12 protein-coding genes, 1 tRNA gene and 2 pseudogenes are annotated in these 16,705 nt (G+C 54.5%); 8 read left to right on the top strand and 7 right to left on the bottom strand.

All coding sequences use genetic code 11. The annotated features are described in order from the left end of the window. Positions 1-49: 49 nt before the first annotated feature. Positions 50-436, bottom strand: coding sequence for a thioesterase family protein (locus F8N36_RS02175; protein WP_291331107.1), 387 nt, complete (start codon positions 434-436; stop codon positions 50-52). Between the two features lie 102 nt (positions 437-538). On the opposite strand from F8N36_RS02175, the gene F8N36_RS02170 reads away from it, so the two are divergent. From F8N36_RS02170 to F8N36_RS02160, 3 genes are all read left to right on the top strand, one after another. Next, positions 539-1,639, top strand: coding sequence for an MltA domain-containing protein (locus tag F8N36_RS02170; RefSeq protein WP_291331106.1), 1,101 nt, complete (start codon positions 539-541; stop codon positions 1,637-1,639). Between the two features lie 689 nt (positions 1,640-2,328). Continuing rightward, entirely contained in the window at positions 2,329-2,688 is a 360-nt protein-coding gene (locus tag F8N36_RS02165) for a helix-turn-helix domain-containing protein (protein WP_291331105.1), read from the top strand. A gap of 111 nt (positions 2,689-2,799) precedes the next feature. Beyond that, positions 2,800-3,558, top strand: a complete 759-nt coding sequence (locus F8N36_RS02160) for a DNA alkylation repair protein (RefSeq protein WP_291331104.1) — start codon at positions 2,800-2,802, stop codon at positions 3,556-3,558. A 95-nt stretch (positions 3,559-3,653) separates the two neighbouring features. On the opposite strand, the gene F8N36_RS02155 is transcribed toward F8N36_RS02160, so the two are convergent. From F8N36_RS02155 to F8N36_RS02145, 3 genes are all read right to left on the bottom strand, one after another. Beyond that, complete coding sequence (locus F8N36_RS02155) at positions 3,654-5,039, bottom strand: aminopeptidase (protein WP_291331103.1); 1,386 nt, start codon at positions 5,037-5,039, stop codon at positions 3,654-3,656. A 42-nt stretch (positions 5,040-5,081) separates the two neighbouring features. Next, positions 5,082-6,518: an L-seryl-tRNA(Sec) selenium transferase gene (selA, locus tag F8N36_RS02150; RefSeq protein ID WP_291331102.1), complete on the bottom strand. Its 1,437-nt coding sequence runs from the start codon at positions 6,516-6,518 to the stop codon at positions 5,082-5,084. Positions 6,519-6,621: 103 nt separating this feature from the next. Further along, a complete protein-coding gene (locus F8N36_RS02145; RefSeq protein ID WP_291331101.1) occupies positions 6,622-7,923 on the bottom strand; it encodes a cyanophycin synthetase in 1,302 nt (433 codons plus the stop codon). Between the two features lie 28 nt (positions 7,924-7,951). On the opposite strand from F8N36_RS02145, the gene F8N36_RS02140 reads away from it, so the two are divergent. Continuing rightward, positions 7,952-8,089 (top strand): hypothetical protein, encoded by a 138-nt coding sequence (locus tag F8N36_RS02140; RefSeq protein WP_291331100.1) that lies wholly within the window; start codon positions 7,952-7,954, stop codon positions 8,087-8,089. A 12-nt stretch (positions 8,090-8,101) separates the two neighbouring features. Further along, positions 8,102-8,178: transfer RNA gene (locus tag F8N36_RS02135), tRNA-Arg, on the top strand. A gap of 52 nt (positions 8,179-8,230) precedes the next feature. On the opposite strand, the gene F8N36_RS02130 is transcribed toward F8N36_RS02135, so the two are convergent. Further along, positions 8,231-8,665 carry a YqaA family protein gene (locus F8N36_RS02130; RefSeq protein ID WP_291331099.1) on the bottom strand — a complete coding sequence of 145 codons (435 nt, stop codon included), beginning with the start codon at positions 8,663-8,665 and terminating at the stop codon, positions 8,231-8,233. Positions 8,666-9,213: 548 nt separating this feature from the next. On the opposite strand from F8N36_RS02130, the gene F8N36_RS02125 reads away from it, so the two are divergent. The 3 genes and pseudogenes from F8N36_RS02125 to F8N36_RS02115 all read left to right on the top strand — a co-directional run bounded on the left by F8N36_RS02125 (position 9,214) and on the right by F8N36_RS02115 (position 15,102). Further along, a complete protein-coding gene (locus F8N36_RS02125) occupies positions 9,214-11,115 on the top strand; it encodes a methyl-accepting chemotaxis protein (RefSeq protein WP_291331098.1) in 1,902 nt (633 codons plus the stop codon). 565 nt (positions 11,116-11,680) lie between these two features. Next, positions 11,681-13,419, top strand: a pseudogene (locus F8N36_RS02120) (methyl-accepting chemotaxis protein). A gap of 303 nt (positions 13,420-13,722) precedes the next feature. After that, on the top strand, positions 13,723-15,102 hold the full coding sequence (locus F8N36_RS02115) for a sodium:proton antiporter (protein ID WP_291331097.1): 1,380 nt from the start codon (positions 13,723-13,725) through the stop codon (positions 15,100-15,102). A gap of 116 nt (positions 15,103-15,218) precedes the next feature. Here F8N36_RS02115 and F8N36_RS02110 read toward each other — a convergent pair whose 3' ends face one another. Next, the gene (locus F8N36_RS02110; protein WP_291331096.1) at positions 15,219-15,998 is read right to left on the bottom strand and encodes a DUF169 domain-containing protein; all 780 of its coding nucleotides are present in this window, start codon (positions 15,996-15,998) and stop codon (positions 15,219-15,221) included. Positions 15,999-16,468: 470 nt separating this feature from the next. Next, positions 16,469-16,705 (bottom strand): annotated as a pseudogene (locus F8N36_RS02105) (hypothetical protein); the annotation flags it as partial.

Here is a 16,705-nt window from a genome sequence, read left to right as displayed (position 1 = left end):
GCGTAAGGTTAAAAAAGTGCCGCCGCAGGGTGTTGCGGCGGCGTGAGAGCTAGGCTGTAAAGGTAAGATTGCGAAACCAGTCTGGCACCGGAACGGGGCGGCCTTCATGGTTGATAAGGGCGTGCTGGGTCATGCCCGTGGCGAGAAGTGTTGTCTTGTCCTCGTTCCATATCTCATATACAAAGCGCATGGATGCACGCCCCCATTCCGCAATGCCGGCGCGCACAAGCACAAGGTCGTCGTAGCGGGCAGAAGAGCGGTAGCGGCATTGAGCCTCACGCACGGGCAGGATAAGGCCCTTTTTCTCCACTTCGGCGTAGCTCATGCCGCAACGGCGAATATATTCGCTACGCGCCCGTTCGAACAGGTGTAAATATTCTGCATAATACAGCACGCCCATGGTGTCGGTTTCTCCATACGACACACGGTGCGGCATCCAAATATCAGGGGTAGGGAATTGGTCATGCACGAAACGGCTCCTTGTTATGCGTTTTCCGGGCATTGTCGCAACAACTTTGTAGCGTACACAGGCGGCATATTGCGTAAGCTCTTGCTGCTGGCGCTCTGTATGGCGTTGTTTGCCTGCGGCAAGCAGGCTCCGCCGCCAGTGGTGGAAAGAACCCTGCCGCCGGTGGGCTTTGAAAGCCCGGAATTTTTTGTGAACAACCTTGTTCCTTCCGGTCAGGAACTGAACAGCTGGAAGGACATGGGTCCCAGTGTGCGCAAGTCGCTACGCTACGTCAACAGCAAGCCCAGAGATGGTATTGCCGTGCAGCGCCAGGGCCTTACCATGACCTGGGGCGACATGGCGCGCACGCTTGAGCGGCTTCAGGAACTTTTGCCCCGGCTCGACAGCGAACCAAATCTGCTGCTTGAGAATTTCCGATGGGTCGAGGTGACGGGCGGCATCAACTATTCCGGCTACTACGAACCCGCCGTGCGGGCCAGCCGTACCCGCAAGCCGGGGTACACCCAGGCCATATACGGCCTGCCCCCCGATCTGAACTCGGTTATTGCCAAGCGCGGCCAGTACTATGACCGCCGCACCATTGAAGAAAAGCAGGTGCTGGCGGGCAAGGGTCTGGAACTGGCCTGGGCAGCTGATCCTGTGGATGTGTTTTTTCTTGAAATTCAGGGCTCTGGCCGTCTGATTTTTGACGACGGCACGCAGGCCTATGTTAACTACGCAGGGCAGAACGGCCACAAGTACAAAAGCTCTGGCCGCATCATGCGCGAAAAGCATCTGCTGCAGCGTGGCGATATTTTTGAACAGCGCGAATGGTTCAAGAACAACCCTGGCCGCGTGCGTGAGATTCTTAACGACAACCCCAGCTATGTCTTCTTCAAGTACGGCACGCGTGGCCCCATGGGCGCAATGGGTTTTCAGGTTGATGACTGGCTGACGCTTGCCACAGACAGGGGCTTTATACCCCTGGGTTCCATTGTTGCTTACGGCGTCAATATCCCGGATGAAACCAAGGGCAGGATACCCCTGCGCGGCATTGGCTTTGCCCAGGACGTGGGCGGGGCCATCAAGCGCAACCGTATCGATATTTTTTGCGGCGGCAATGACCGCTCCAACTACGTGGCCAGCCATCTGGACGCCAAGGGGCCTGCCTGGGTGCTGATGTTGCGCTAGGGTAGGGCAGCGAAGGCTTACAAGGCCGAAGCGGTGAACAGCTGCTTCGGCTTTTTTGTATGATTTTTTCGCACAACCGAAGATTTCTTGTTACGGATATCAGATATTTTAGCTTCAATTCTGTATATTTGCGCACTTTACAAGATATGCGATTGCCCAGTTGCAAACTGCTTTTCGGCGAAACAGTACATGCCTACTAATTAAAATACTTGACTTATCATAAGTTATGGGTATTTTCGAATTGTGCACTAGCAGCCTGTTCTATAGGAAGCAACCTTGCTTCCGATTATGGGTAGTGCTTATAGTGTACGGGAACTGCTTATGGGTTCCCCCTACTCCCTTCCTTGAGACAGATGTAATGCTGTCTCCCAAGTCGGTTGCGACCAGCAGGGCTGTGAAGCGTGGCTCATTGTCACGGTTTTTTCAGAAACTGTGATGGCTGCACGAAGTATATGCCTGTATCCCCACAGTTTTTGCATTGTTTCCTGCAGCACATCCTGAGATGTTTGCACTGTCCAGTCCACTCCCTTTCGTCAAAGCACCCTCGCGTTTGATTTAATGAGTTTGCCAGATATCTGGCTGCGCAATAAACACGCATCTGAGCCCTGGCTCGCCGCACCCGGTTTTTATTGGCAACAATAGTTATATCCGGGTTTTGTACGCTGCGGCGTACAGAGGAGGCTATCCCCATGAGTGGTAAAGTTTTTGAGTATATGGCGATCATGGACCGCATTAAAACGGTCACCCAGTGCAGAACCCAGCAGGAACTGGCGCAGTTCTTTGATGTGTCGCAATCCTGTATTTCAGATTCCAAAAAGCGGCTGGCCATTCCTTCCAAGTGGCTGCTCAGCCTGCTGAAGAAAAAAGGCATCAATCCTGAATGGGTGCAGAAAGGTGCTGGCCCCAAATTTTTGCTGCCCTATGACGAAGACAGGGGCGCGGTGTGCAGCATCTACGCCAGAACGCCAGACAAGTGCCCCCTGCAGCATATTGTATCAGACATTGGCAAGCTTGTAACAAGGGCAGAGGGTATGGGCCGCAGCGCCTAGGACTGTTGGCGGTTCTGGGTCGGGCATCAAGCCCGCCCCGGCCGATCCCGACAGGTCAGCCGTGCATGCCAGCCCGATAAAATTTGCTGTAGATGCACGCACAGGAGAACCATGCCCATACCGTCAGCACGCCTGGCCTTGCTCAACAGCGGGCAGGACGCCTCAAGCAATCTGGCCGAAGGGCTGGCAGTTGATTTTGCTGTTCTGATGGCTGCGGCAGTGCCGCAGGCTGGTGCGGCCGCGCAGGCAAAGATGCGTCAGGCTGCAAGCTGGGGCATTTCAAAACGCATGGCGCTGGCTGGCGAGCTTGTGCTGGATGCCGTGGGGCGGCAGGGGCTAAAAGATCTTGCCGGGCATCAATCTGATACTGTTCGCGGTTGGGTTTGCTATGCTCTTGCGCACGAGCATGTCTTGCGGGATTCCGCCGAGCCGCTGGAGAACCTGCTGGAGTCGGTACGTTTTCTGGCTGACGACGCTCATTTTGGCGTGCGTGAGTGGGTATGGCTGGCGGTACGGCCACATATTGCAAGGCAGCCGCAACAGGCCATAACACTTCTTGCAGGTTGGGTTGCGGATTCCTCGGAAAAGGTGCGCCGTTTTGCCAGCGAAAGCACCCGGCCACGTGGCGTGTGGTGCGCGCACATGAACATTCTTAAAGAAAATCCGTCTCTTGGGCTGCCAGTGTTGGAACCTTTAAAGGCTGACCCGTCAAGATATGTGCAGGACAGCGTGGGCAACTGGCTGAATGACGCCGCCAAGTCGCAGCCGCAGTGGGTATGCGGGCTGTGCCATGAGTGGCTCGCCAAGAGCCCTTGCACGGCAACGGAGCATATCTGTAAAAGAGCCCGGCGCAGCCTTGCAGGCAAATAAGCCCGGCACAATTTTTATCACAAGGGCCCGTACGGCTGACTGCAACAAGATGCAGGCAGCAGTACGGGCCTTTTGTTATGGATATGGCTGTACGCTTATAGCTGTGCTTCAAGAAAAGCACGGAATGCCTGCTTGGTGGCAAACAGGTCGGCGCTGCTGGCCAGTTCAAAGGGGCTGTGCATGGAAAGGATGGCCGGGCCAAGGTCGATAACCTGCATGCCGTACGCAGCCAGGAACAGGGCCACCGTACCGCCGCCGCCGTGGTCTACCTTGCCGAGTTCTGCGGCCTGCCATGCAATGCTCTTGCCGTTGAAAAGGCCCCGCAGCGAGCCGAAAAATTCGGCATCGGCCTCGCTGGCGCCGTACTTGCCCCGAGAACCGGTAAATTTGGAAAACACCGGGCCGTAGCCGAGCTGGGCGGCGTTTTGTTTTTCGTGCACCTCCTGGTAGTCGGGGTCGAGCGCTGCAGAAACGTCGGCAGAAAGCGCGCGGGTTTCAAGCAGCACATGCGAGGAGGGCAGGTTTTTATCCCACGAGCGGGCAAGGTCCTCGACGCAATACTGCATAAAGCGCGAGGCCGCACCCGTTGCGCCGTCCGAGCCAATTTCTTCCTTGTCCCAGAAGATTACGGCCATGCTGCGGCCTGTGGCTTCGGCCTCAAGCAGGGCTTCAAGAGCGGTAAACACGCAGATGCGGTCGTCCTGTCCGTAGCCGCCGATCATGGCCTTGTCAAAGCCCACAAAGCGCGCGGGCCCGGCGGGCACAGCCTGAAGCTCTGCGGTGATAAAGTCTTCTTCGCAGATGCCGTATTTTTTGTGCAGCAGCTCGAGCAGCTGGGTTTTGATGGGATCTTTGGGCGCGTCTGCCTTGGTCGATTTGCCCGCCTTGGGCGTGCTGTGAGCCAGAATGATATTGAGTTTTTCGGCCTCAAAGGCTTCGCTTACGGGCTGTGTAACCTGCTTTTGCGCCAGATGCGGCAATAGGTCGGCAATGCAGAACACGGGCTCGCCGGGTTTTTCGCCAATGGTAACGGCAACAGTTTCGCCATTTTCACGCACGATAACGCCGTGCAGGGCCAGGGGGCGCGCCAGCCACTGGTATTTGCGGATGCCGCCGTAATAGTGTGTTTTGGCCTGAGCCACGCCAGGCTGTTCGATCAGAGGGCGCTGCTTGAAATCGAGACGCGGCGTGTCTGCGTGGGCTGCCAGCAGCGAGAGCCCCTGACTCAGAGGCAGAGCGCCCTTGCGCGCGGCAAAGATGGCCTTGCCGCGCAGGCTGCGCATAACGCGGTCGCCGCTGAAATCTTCGGAATAGCCATTTTCAGCAAGGCGCTGACGCACGTATTCCACTGTTTCGCGTTCCGTTTTGCAGCGGGTCAGAAATTCGATGTAGCGCTGGGCAAGAGCTTCCATTTCCTTGCGGGTTTTGGAATCCGCATTTTCCCAGATGCTTTGGGGTTTGTAGGCGAGCGATTTTTCCATGATGCTATTCCTTTAATTTCGTCATGTGGCGATTTGCTGTATTTATCTGGTATGGCGGCTTGCGGTATCCAGCGCCTGGCGCAGCACCCGCAGCACATCCGGGTATTCTCTGATATCAAGCGTACGGGGGTCAAGGCAGAATGCGTCGTCTTCAAGTCTGCCGATAAGCGGGGGAACCGTTTCGAGCAGCGCCGCCTTGAGGGCCGTGAGGCTGCACCCGGCAGGCCGGATGCGCACCAGGGTTGTAGGCAGGTCATACTGCGGAAAGGCCCCGCCGCCAACCCGTGAAACATCTTCGCGCACGTCTATTTCGCACAGGGTTTCCTGCGTATTGAGGCCCTTGCGCAGTTTGTTTGCGAGGCTGCGCGCCGCCTTGGCAAGTTCGGCGGGGGGGCAGGTGATCATGCGCAGGGTTGGCACACTCTGGCGGGCTTTTTCCGGGTCAAGATAGAGGCGCAGGGTGGCCTCTAGAGCAGAGAGGCACAGCTTGTCGCAGCGCAAAGCCCGCGTGAGCGGGTTGCGCTTGAGCTGGTCAATCATGCCTTTGCGTCCGGTGATGATGCCTGCCTGCGGGCCGCCAAGTACCTTGTCTCCCGAAAATGTGGCAATGTCTGCGCCTTTCGCCAGCACTTCCGGCACGGTGGGTTCGTTGGGCAGGCCGCAGGAAGAAAAATCCATGAGGCTGCCGCTGCCCAGATCTTCGATGAGGGGCAGGCCATGTTCGTGCGCAAGAGCGGAAAGCTCGGGCAGGCTTACGGCAGAGTGGAAGCCCACGATGCGGTAATTTGATGTGTGCACGCGCATGAGGGCGCGGGTGTTTTCGTTGATTGCGGCGCTGTAGTCGCGCAGATGGGTGCGGTTGGTGGCCCCCACCTCACGCAGGGTGGCTCCGCTTTTTTCCATCACTTCGGGAATACGAAAGCTGCCGCCGATTTCAACCAGCTCGCCGCGCGAAACAACCACCTCGCCGCCCTTGCAGAAGGTGTCGAGCACCAGCAGAACAGCTGCGGCGTTGTTGTTGACCACAAGGGCAGCTTCGGCCCCGGTGATGCGGCAGATGAGTTCTTCCACCAGAGCGTGGCGGCTGCCCCTGCCGCCGGTAGCGAGGTCAAGCTCAAGGTTGCAATAGCCGGTGGCAGCGCGAATTACTGCCTGACGGGCTTCTTCTGCCAGCACGGAGCGCCCCATGTTGGTGTGCACCACAACGCCTGTGGCGTTGAGGGCCGAGCGGAAACGGGGCCGCAGGCCGCGCTGCACAAATTCCAGCAGTGCGGGCAGCTGGTGCTCAAGGCGCAGTTCTTCGCCATTTTTGCATGCACCCGCACGTATGCTCTCGCGCTTGTTGTCCCAGAATGCGGCCACAAGATCGCGCAACAGGGCGTGCGGGGTCTGCTGGCTGTCGGCCAGCGCTGCCTCTGCGCGGTGCAGGGCGGCAAGGCTTGCGTCAACAGAAGGAATGGCGCGAAAGAGATTCTGCATGGGCTTCCTTATGTACTGCTAGAAATGAAAAAAGGGCTTTTGTGCTCATTTAATGTATGTACGTTGCCAGCGCGGTCAATATGGCTTGCGGTACGGCGCGAATTTATGCGCCCTGTGCTCCGGTGCTCTGCATAAGCCCCTGTGGATACAATGTAAAAAATTCTGAGAGCAGGTACAGCGAACCGCTCATGAGCACGGGCCGGGTTTCGCTGGCTTCAGGCAGGGCGCGGGCCAGTTCCAGCGCCTGGGCTAGAGCCTGCGGGCCATGCGGCAAGGCGTGTGCCGTTGCGGGCGGCAGGCTGTTGCAGGCCTCCGCAATATCATCTGCCGCTGCGGCCCTGTGGTTGTCGAGTGTAACAACAAACATGGGGGCCTCGCCCAGATAGTGCTTGAGCATCTGGGCGGCGGGCAGCCAGTCTTTATCCGCAAGGCAGGAAAATATGGCTGCGGCGGGCTTGATGCCTCCGGCACGCAGGGCCTTGATCAGTGCCGCCATGCCATGGGGGTTGTGGGCCCCGTCGAGCAACAGAGGGGGCAGGGATTCTGTGCCGGGCAGACGCTGCAAACGGCCCGGCACAAAGGCTTGCTGGAGGCCCTGTTCCTGTGCTGGCGCGTCATCTGTATTTTTATGCAGCATGAGGGCAAGCTGCTGCCAGGCTGCAAGAGCCAGGCCTGCATTGGTGCGCTGGTGAGGGCCGTTGAGCCCAAGTCGCAAGCCTGAAGGCGCGGGGCTGGCCCTGAAAATGGGGGCTTTGTGCGCGCGTGCGGCGTTTTCCAGAGCCCTGGATGCCTCCGGAAACTGCGCAACGCTGCACACGGGCGCTGCGCTGCGTATGGCGGCGGCCTTGTCTGCCGCTATATCGGCAAGGGTGGGGCCTATGATGTCTTTGTGATCGAGGGCGATGGGTGCATAGCACAAAAGATCGGCGGCCACGGCAGTGGTGGCGTCGTGCCTGCCGCCAAGGCCTGCCTCAAGTACGGCCAGTTCCACGCCTTCACGGGCAAAACCCAGCAGGGCCAGCACGGTGAGAAATTCAAAATAGGTCAGCTCTGGCGCAACAGCCATAACCTGATTGGCCGGTTCCACCCAGCTTTCCGCTGGCCACGGAGCGCAAACTGGTTGTTCCGGCCCGCCAATGCGGATTCGCTCTGTGGGGCTGACAAAGTGCGGCGAGGTGTACAGCCCCACACGGCAACAGTGCGCAATCGCAAGCGACGCCAGAAAGGCTGATGTGGATCCCTTGCCGTTGGTGCCCAGCACCTGCGTCACCACAAAGGGCGGACGCGTAAGGTCAAGAGCCGCCAGGGCGCGGCGCATGCGGCCAAGGCCCATATCCATATGAAAAAGACCCAGGCCATCCAGATGGCGCTGAATGTCTGCAGGAGTGCCAAACGTGGTATTCATGCAAAGAGCTTAGCGCAAAGCGGGCCGCATGTCAGCGGTAGAACCGTTGCCGGGCGCGCTACGCGCTGGTCGCGCGCCATTTTTTGCTGTGGGCGGGACATGCGCCGCAGAGCTTGACGGCATGGGGCGCTATCTCTATATTGTGCGCCACACGGCTGGGCTCTGAGCCCTTGCGTGTGCGCCCGTAGCTCAGTTGGATAGAGCAGGAACCTTCTAAGTTCTTGGTCGTGGGTTCGATTCCTGCCGGGCGCGCCATTAAAAAGCAAAAGGATTTACGGAAGATATCCGTAAATCCTTTTTTTGTTTTTTACGCAAACTGCAGGGTGATGAGCGCCACCACCAGATACCTGAGTGTTTTGGCTACCGCCACAATTACAATAAATGATGAAAACGGCTCACGCAGGATACCCGCCACAAGGGTGATAGGGTCGCCAATTATGGGGGCCCAGCTCAGCAGCAGAGACCAGCGCCCGTATTTGGCGTACCATGCTTCTGCTCGGGCAAGCTTGGTTCTATTGATGGGGAACCAGCGGCGATCCTGATAGTGCAAAAAAAAGCGCCCGAGCAGCCAGTTTGTGGCAGAGCCAAACGTATTGCCGATGCTTGCGGCGGCAATTATGGCCCAGAACGGTGCCGACTTGTTTGCCAGCGCGCCCGCCAGAAAAAGTTCGGACTGCGCCGGAAAAATCGACGCTGCCACAAAAGCCGAAAAAAACAGCCCCCAAAGTACACTTATGCTCATTATTGCAAGCCGCCCTGGATCGCATTTTGTCTGAATTCTGCTGCATTCATAATGCCCGCTTATACAGAAGTGCCGTGTCTGGCACAACATGCACCCCTTGTGTATTGCAGATCACCGTATCTGGCATGATGCGCTCTATGCGTTTTGATGTGTCAAGATATGCATGCAGGCTTGGCCATAATTCTATTTTTTGAATCAATATATGTCATGAGGTGGATGCTTTTTTATTGATGAATGTTGCATTTTTGCAACAATATGTTGCATAAATGCAACGCATGATATTCTAATAAACATAATTATCGCAAAAAAAGGTCTTTTAAGAAAATTATATAGTGTTTTGTTGTTTGCTATAAAGTATTTTAGCTGATATTCGATAATAATGCATTGTAGACTGGTAACCAAGCTGCCATTGATAAGGAGAAATTGACGTGGCAATGAGTGCAAAAAATAAAATCCTATTGAGTGTCTTTGCTTTTTTTTCTCTGGTGATTGTGGCGATGACCTACAGCTCATACCGGAGTTTCTGCGCCTCATCCTATGATTCCGAAATGGAACAGCTGGATACCATGTCGCAGGCAGTGGGCAAGGCTGTGTCAGAAAAGATGGACGTGTATTTCAACCTGCTTGAAATCACCTCGCGCATGTTGACAAACACCGTGGGGGTGAACCCGGATGACGTTTATGAATATAAGCGTAATCTGCTGATTCAGCTGCTTAACCAGACAAAGCTTGTGGAAGCCTACTATGCCTTCGATACGGGTGAAACACACAATAACAAGGGCGTGATAAAGAATTTTAACGCCAAGTCGCTGGGGCGTGAGTGGTATACGCGCATGTACAACGGCGAAAAGCGCGTGGTCACAACGCCGTATACCTCGTCCATCGGTGCAACTGTTATGGCCGTGGGTGTTCCACTGATGGAAAACGGCAAAATTTCCGGCACGCTCTGCATCAATCTTGGCCTTACAGACATCACCAATTTTACCAACCATGTGTTGGAGTTTGACAATATCTTTTTGACCCGCCCCGATGGTTATATCATGGCCAACCGCGACGACAAGCGCATTGGCAAAAGCCTGTGGGAAGCAATACCCGACCTCAAGAAATACACAGATCTGCAGAAAAACAGCCGTATCCAGTTTACGCATAACGGCAAGGCCTACGAGGGCAGCCTGTACATCATCGCCGGATTGGGCTGGAAGGTCTGGACATACAAGCCGCTTGAAGAAATCCAGGCCGACTCGACAGCGAATCTGCATACCAGCGCCATTACGGCCGTTGTAGCTCTGGTGCTGTCGGCCCTGATGGTGCATTTTCTGGTTACGATGCTGATCTTCAAGCCCTTGGGCAAGGGTGTTGTTTTTGCCACGGCGGTAGCAGAGGGCAACCTTGACGAAACCCTCGACATCAAGAGCAAGGATGAAGTGGGTACGCTGGCCGATGCTCTGCGCAACATGGTGGCGCGCCTTAAAGAAATGATACGCACCACCGAAGAAAAAGAACGCCATGCACATGCCGAGGCCGAACGCGCGCAAAAGGCCGTGGCCGAGGCGGAAGAGGCACGCAAGGAGGCCGAACTGGCCACCCGGCGAGGAATTTTGCAGGCTGCCAGCCAGATAGAAGGTGTAGTTGCCCGCATTGCATCCAGCACCGAAGAGCTGGCCGCCCAGTCGGAACAGATTGCCAAAGCGGCAGAAATTCAGCGCCAGCGCATGGGGGATACCTCTGTGGGCATGGAGCAGATGACCGCTTCCATTGTAGATGTGGCCCGTAATTCGGGGCAGGCTGCCTCCAATGCCGCCAAAACCCAGCAGGAAGCGGGGCAGGGTGTTACCCTGGTGCGTCAGGTTGTCGCATCGGTAAACCACGTGCACGAGCAGACCCAGGCCATGAAGGTTGACCTTACCGCTCTTGGCAAGCAGGCCGACAGCATTGGCGCCATCATGGACGTTATTAATGATATTGCAGACCAGACCAACCTGCTGGCGCTGAATGCCGCCATTGAAGCTGCCCGCGCTGGTGAAGCCGGCCGTGGTTTTGCGGTAGTTGCCGATGAAGTGCGCAAGCTTGCGGAAAAGACCATTGGGGCCACCAAACAGGTGGGAGAAAATATCTCTGGCATGCAAACTGCCGCCAGGCAGAGCATTACCTCCATGGATCGCGCCAGTACGGTAGTGGAGGAAACCACAACCCTGTCACACAAATCTGGCGAAGTCCTCGACGCCATTCTTGGTCTGGCCAAGGAAAATGCGGAGCAGGCCCAGTCCATTGCCACTGCGGCAGAAGAACAGTCCTCCGCATCGGAAGAGATCAGTCGCAGCCTTGACGAAGTGTCCCGTCTTACCAGCGATACAACGCGCGGGCAGTCGGAATCGGCGACGGCCATTCAGCAGCTTGCTGAAATGACCGGAGATTTGAGCCGTATTGTGGAAAACTTGAAGAAGTCGTAAGCGTATTTAATCACGCAACTATCAAGGGCCGTAGCTGAAGAGCTGCGGCCCTTTTTCAGTTTTTTGGGGAAACACCGTGGAAATCCATCATGGCAACTTGCCTTATTGTATTTTTGCATCACGCCGATCGCGGCAGTTTTGATTACTTTGAGTGAGCTTTCGTATTATGTATCTATCTTGCATATATTCTTTTATTTATATTTATATTTTGTAAAAAATACCGATTATATTGCTTTTATTTGTTTAATATACTTTTATTATTAATAAATTTTTATAAATCGAAATAATGTTTGGCTTTGATTTAAAGTATGTAATCGATATTTGATTAATATGCTGTTTTGATTTGAAATCTTGTCTTCGATTTGCAATTGCGTGTCGTTCGGAAAAATAATTTATTGCACAAAAATATATCATGATGATATTTATTATTTTTTACGTTTGCATGTATTAGTTTTTTTTCATAACCGGTATAACGTGAAGTTGTGTAAAGCCGATATGCTATATTGATTTTACGTGAATGATGCGTTTCCCCACTGCAATATAAACTCTAGCCGCGAGTAAATTTATGAAGCTCGTAACCAAAATTTCTTTCGGAATGGGGATGCTTGGGTTGCTGATGGCGTTACTGGCCGGGTATCTGCTTTGGCAGATGGCGGAGCTTAACGGCATCACTTCGGTTCTGGCCCACCGTAACGTGCCTGTTTCAGAACTTGCAGGTGAAATTAATACCGATACAACAGAGTACAGGGTTTACGAATTTCAGTATCTTATCGAGAAGAATGTGCAAAAAGCTGCGGCTCTTTCGGCTAAAATTGATGAAATTCGCCGTAAATTAGACCGTGAGCTTAAAGAAGTCAGTGCTCTTTGCATTTCGGGCAACGCCAAAAGTTGTGTTGCCGCCATAGACAGGGAACTATTCAAATATCTGGAAACCTCGAAAGAGGTGCACCGGTTGCGGCAAGAGGGAAAGCCAGACGATGCGCTGGCCCTGCTTTTGGGCAAGGGGCATGTTGACTATGAAAGCCTCTCGGAAGCCATAAACAGTCTGGTCAAGGTTTCGCACGACAATGCCCATGCCAGAGGCCTGTTGGGCGACAGTCTGTATGCCAAAAGCAATGGCATTGGCATTGGGCTGACCATTTTTGCCCTCTTGCTTGCGTCTGTCGCTGCGGTGCTGATCGCCCGTGAAACCAACCGGCAACTGGGCAGAGATCCCGGAGACCTGCTGGTGGTGGCGCGGCGCGTGGTTGGTGGAGATTTTAATGTGGACGACGGTCACGCCAGAATCGGTGTATACGGGGCTATTATCAATATGGTGGAGGCATTGAAGGAGCATATTCAGGATGCCCAGAGGGAATCGGAAAATGCCAGAGAGCAGTCGCGCCAAGCCCACGATGTCATGGAAAGCGCCAATGCCGCCAAGGACGAGGCCCACAAAAAGGCCGATGCTATGTTGCACGCCGCTGGCAGGCTCGAAAAAGTGGTGCAGATTGTCAGCTCTGCCTCAACCGAGCTTTCTGCCCAGATCGAGCAGTCAGACAAGGGCGCTGCGCAGGCGGCCCAGCGGCTGGCAGAAGCTGCCACCGCCATGAACCAGATGAATGCAACAGTGCAGGAAGTGGCCCGCAATGCCGGTCAGGCCTCTGTTGCTTCGGCCGAAACCAGAGAAAAAGCCCAGAGCGGATCAAGCATTGTGCAAAAGTCTCTTGTCAGCATCGGGCAGGTACAGACCGTATCGCAGGAACTCAAACAGGATATGCTGCAGCTGAATGCTCATGCACAGGCCATCAGCCAGATTATGGGCGTTATTTCCGATATTGCCGACCAGACAAACCTGTTGGCGCTCAACGCCGCCATTGAGGCCGCGAGGGCTGGCGACGCCGGGCGAGGCTTTGCCGTTGTTGCCGACGAGGTGCGCAAGCTGGCAGAAAAAACCATGGCTTCCACCCATGATGTTGGCAATGCCATCAAGTCCATACAGGAAAGCACCTCAAAAAGCATGTCATCATGGATAATGCGCTTGAGCAGGTCAATCAGGCTACGGGCTATGCCAGTCAGTCAGGTCAAGCACTGAATGAAATACTTGAAACGGTTCTGGGTGTGGCCGATCAGGTAAACGCCATTGCTACGGCCAGTGAAGAGCAGTCTGCCGCAAGTGATGAAATCAATATGTCGATCGGCAATGTAAATGAAATGGTCAAGCAGACTGCAGATGCCATGGGCGAGGCCGCTCATGCGGTTACAGAGCTTGCGCGGCAGGCGCAGGAATTGGGCAGCCTGGTTCATGAAATGAAGCAGGGTTGATTGTCTGCACCAGAATCGACAATTCTTGTGCTGATTGATGACGGGCTGTGTGCATGACTGCACCAGCCCGTTTTTTATGTTGTGTTGCAGGCCAGCGATATTTTGAAGCTTGCCATTCAAGAATATCCACGGCATGCAGTGTTGAGTTGTGAAGTTTTTTTACCTGTATCTAATGGATGAGCGATTGAAATTTATAGTGATAATTGGTAGTCGAATATTCTTCTGCCTCACAGATAGTAAATTTCAGGAGCGCATATGGCCGGGTTTTTTGCTTGGGGTGTCGTAATCAGCTCAGTTTTCTGCATGCCCGATATGGCGCTGGCGTCCACTGGTCACCCCAGCATTCCAGGTGCGCAGCTTTCGGTTCTCTGGGCCATTCCCTTTGTGTGCATGCTGCTTTCCATTGCTGTATTGCCTCTGGCGTTGCCGCATCTGTGGGAAAGGCATTTTGGCAAGATAGCCGCTTGCTGGGGCATGGCATTTCTGGTCCCCTGCCTGATGATTTACGGCTTCAGTGTCGCCCTGTACGAATTTTTACATATCATTCTACTTGATTACATTCCCTTTCTGGTGCTGCTGTTCACCCTGTTTACGGTGGCTGGCGGTGTGCGTTTGACAGGCTCGCTGGTGGGAACCCCGGCGGTAAACACCGGTCTGCTGGCTGTAGGCACGGTGCTGGCAAGCTGCATGGGCACAACCGGCGCCGCCATGCTGCTTATTCGCCCCCTGTTGCGGGCCAATGCCCACCGCAGATATCGGGCACATTCTGTGGTGTTTTTCATCTTTCTTGTGGCCAACATTGGTGGTTCGCTCACACCCCTTGGAGATCCACCGCTGTTTTTGGGTTTTTTAAAGGGCGTGGACTTTTTTTGGACAACAACCCACCTGCTGACAAAAACCAGCCTGCTGGCCGCAATTTTGCTGGTGATCTTTTTTGCTCTTGATTCCGTGCTGTACAATAAAGAAGGCTGTCCGCAACCTGCGGCTCGCAATGATGCGCCAGAAGAAAAACTGGGGTTTGAAGGTGGCGTTAACCTGCTGTTTTTGCTGGGTGTGGTGATTGCCGTGCTTGCGTCGGGTCTGTACCCGCTGGGCGAGCTGGTTTCGGTATTTGGCGTGCCGGTTGAAGCGCAGAACCTGCTGCGCGACGTTGCCCTGCTATGTCTGGCCGGGCTGTCGCTCCGGTTTACGAGCAGGCGCTGCCGCGAACTGAATGGTTTTTCGTGGGCACCCATTGAAGAAGTGGCCAAGCTGTTCTTTGGCATCTTTATCAGCATGATTCCTGCCATTGCCATCTTGCGGGCAGGAACAGATGGCGCGTTGGCCCCGCTGATACGTCTTGTTTCGCAAGATGGGCAGCCAGTAAACGCCATGTACTTCTGGCTTGCCGGCATACTTTCTAGCTTTCTGGATAATGCGCCAACCTATCTTGTGTTCTTCAACACCGCTGGTGGGGACGCGCAGCGTCTCATGCACGAAATGCCCGCAACGCTCGCGGCCATATCTGCTGGTGCTGTTTTTATGGGGGCCAATAGCTATATTGGCAACGCGCCCAACTTTATGGTGCGCTCCATTGCAGAAAGCGATGGTGTGCGCATGCCCAGCTTTTTTGGCTACATGCTGTGGTCGGTGGGTATTCTTGTGCCCTTGTTTGCGCTGCTGACCTGGCTGTTCTTTATGTAGCCGTTAGTCGTTGCCACAACGCGCAGGGCGCGGACAGGGCAGAACCATATAAAAGCAACAGCCGGATTGCCCATGGGCAGTCCGGCTGTTGCTTTTATGCATTTGTACGCGCTGGCTTAGGCTTCGCGTTCTTTCTTGAAGATGATCAGGGGGCAGTTTTTGCAGATGGCCGCGCCGGGGAAGGGTTCGCCCAGGCGGGTGATGGAAGCGCCGCCCTTTTGGGTAACGCGGTCTTCAAGGCGCTGCACAAGAGCTTCAATGTGCTCGCCGGGAATGGCCACATTGATTTCGCCGCGCTCGGTCTTGCCCGAATTATAGCTGCCGCTGCACGCAAGGTACAGGTTGGCCTGCTTGGTGTTCAGCGTGTAGACGTTGCCGGAGCAAACGGCAGAGTTCACGCTCATGGACGGGTGGAAGTTGTCGATGCGCTGGGTTGCCATCCAGTCGCCGATAATATGGTAGGCCTGCATGGTGTCGCACACAAAATGCACCACATCGGGCTGCACGGTCATGGCGGCGAGCGGGCTCACAGCCACTGCGAGCAGGTTGGCCGGAACATGCGGTTTTGCTTCAAGAACCTGGCGCGCATGGTCGGCATCGGCGCAATACTTGAGGTGGCTTTTTACCTCGGATTCGTCCAGATCCTTCCAGCCGAACACAAAACTGGCATTGGTACAGCCAAGGTTTTCGCGTTCGACAATAACTGTAATTCCTTCCATTCGTGCGCCAACTTCACTCTGACAAAAGGTGAGCGGCTTAATGGGGGAATAGTGGGGCTGGTTTTTTTTGAAAGAATCAAGCTCTTCCTGGTCGAAGAAGTATTTAATTGCAACGGGAGCATGGATAAGACGCATCTCGCGCATCAAAGTTTCATGGAGCTTTTCAAACTTATTCATATAAATCCCTCTGCTGAATACTGTTTACAAGAGTCTGCCAACTCGGCCTTGTTCCTATTTCTTTATACCGATAATGTCAATATAATCTCACTAATTTCACAAGCGGTATAATTGCCACAAATGTGGCTCATTTGCAAAAAATAGTTTAAAAAAATTGGATTGTTACAGAATTTAAGCGGCTGATTACAGGGCGAAAAAGATTTGCGGAACATGTGAAAAATAATCTTTTCGCATGCCTCGATAAATCCATTTTTTCATGGCTGGCGCGGATTATCTGTGTTTTCCGTCACAGTGAAGCGTAGAATTCTGCCCTGAGGCTGTGCAAAAAATGGTGAGCGCTAGAATGGGTATTGCTGGCGGGTAAAATAGGGCCCATAAACGATGACCCGGCTGCTCGTGCAACCGGGGCGTCGTTTATGGGCATAGCTGTCAGTGCTCTTCCTTTGGAGAAGAATCTGCGGTGCGGTGGGTTAGGCCACGGCCTCCACGCCTTGGGTTGTGGCTGTAGTCTGGCTCAGGGTCTGATAGGCGCTGTTGGCGATGGCAGAAAGAAAGCTTTGAGCTATCTGTGTGCGCGTAGAGGAGCCTTGGCCGGATCCCATGGCGGTACGCTGCTTTTCAAGCGCCGTTGCCAGTTCGTCAGCAGAAACAGAACCGTCCTGATTTACGTCCATTGAATCGAAAACCGACTGGCTGAGCCCGGTTTC

The organism is Desulfovibrio sp. (genome assembly GCF_009712225.1).
Taxonomy (GTDB): domain Bacteria; phylum Desulfobacterota; class Desulfovibrionia; order Desulfovibrionales; family Desulfovibrionaceae; genus Desulfovibrio.
The sequence above is the reverse complement of the archived record's forward strand: the minus strand, read 5'-3'. Positions and strand labels throughout refer to the sequence as shown.

What these genes read in the sequence shown, in the direction of transcription:
- F8N36_RS02140 (WP_291331100.1), top strand. Translation starts at nt 7,952, where the DNA reads ATGTCAGCGGTAGAACCGTTGCCGGGCGCGCTACGCGCTGGTCGCGCG.
- F8N36_RS02130 (WP_291331099.1), bottom strand. Translation starts at nt 8,665, where the DNA reads ATGAGCATAAGTGTACTTTGGGGGCTGTTTTTTTCGGCTTTTGTGGCA.
- F8N36_RS02165 (WP_291331105.1), top strand. Translation starts at nt 2,329, where the DNA reads ATGAGTGGTAAAGTTTTTGAGTATATGGCGATCATGGACCGCATTAAA.
- selA (WP_291331102.1), bottom strand. Translation starts at nt 6,518, where the DNA reads ATGCAGAATCTCTTTCGCGCCATTCCTTCTGTTGACGCAAGCCTTGCC.
- F8N36_RS02110 (WP_291331096.1), bottom strand. Translation starts at nt 15,998, where the DNA reads ATGAATAAGTTTGAAAAGCTCCATGAAACTTTGATGCGCGAGATGCGT.
- F8N36_RS02115 (WP_291331097.1), top strand. Translation starts at nt 13,723, where the DNA reads ATGCCCGATATGGCGCTGGCGTCCACTGGTCACCCCAGCATTCCAGGT.
- F8N36_RS02175 (WP_291331107.1), bottom strand. Translation starts at nt 436, where the DNA reads ATGCCGCACCGTGTGTCGTATGGAGAAACCGACACCATGGGCGTGCTG.
- F8N36_RS02155 (WP_291331103.1), bottom strand. Translation starts at nt 5,039, where the DNA reads ATGGAAAAATCGCTCGCCTACAAACCCCAAAGCATCTGGGAAAATGCG.
- F8N36_RS02145 (WP_291331101.1), bottom strand. Translation starts at nt 7,923, where the DNA reads ATGAATACCACGTTTGGCACTCCTGCAGACATTCAGCGCCATCTGGAT.
- F8N36_RS02125 (WP_291331098.1), top strand. Translation starts at nt 9,214, where the DNA reads ATGGAACAGCTGGATACCATGTCGCAGGCAGTGGGCAAGGCTGTGTCA.
- F8N36_RS02160 (WP_291331104.1), top strand. Translation starts at nt 2,800, where the DNA reads ATGCCCATACCGTCAGCACGCCTGGCCTTGCTCAACAGCGGGCAGGAC.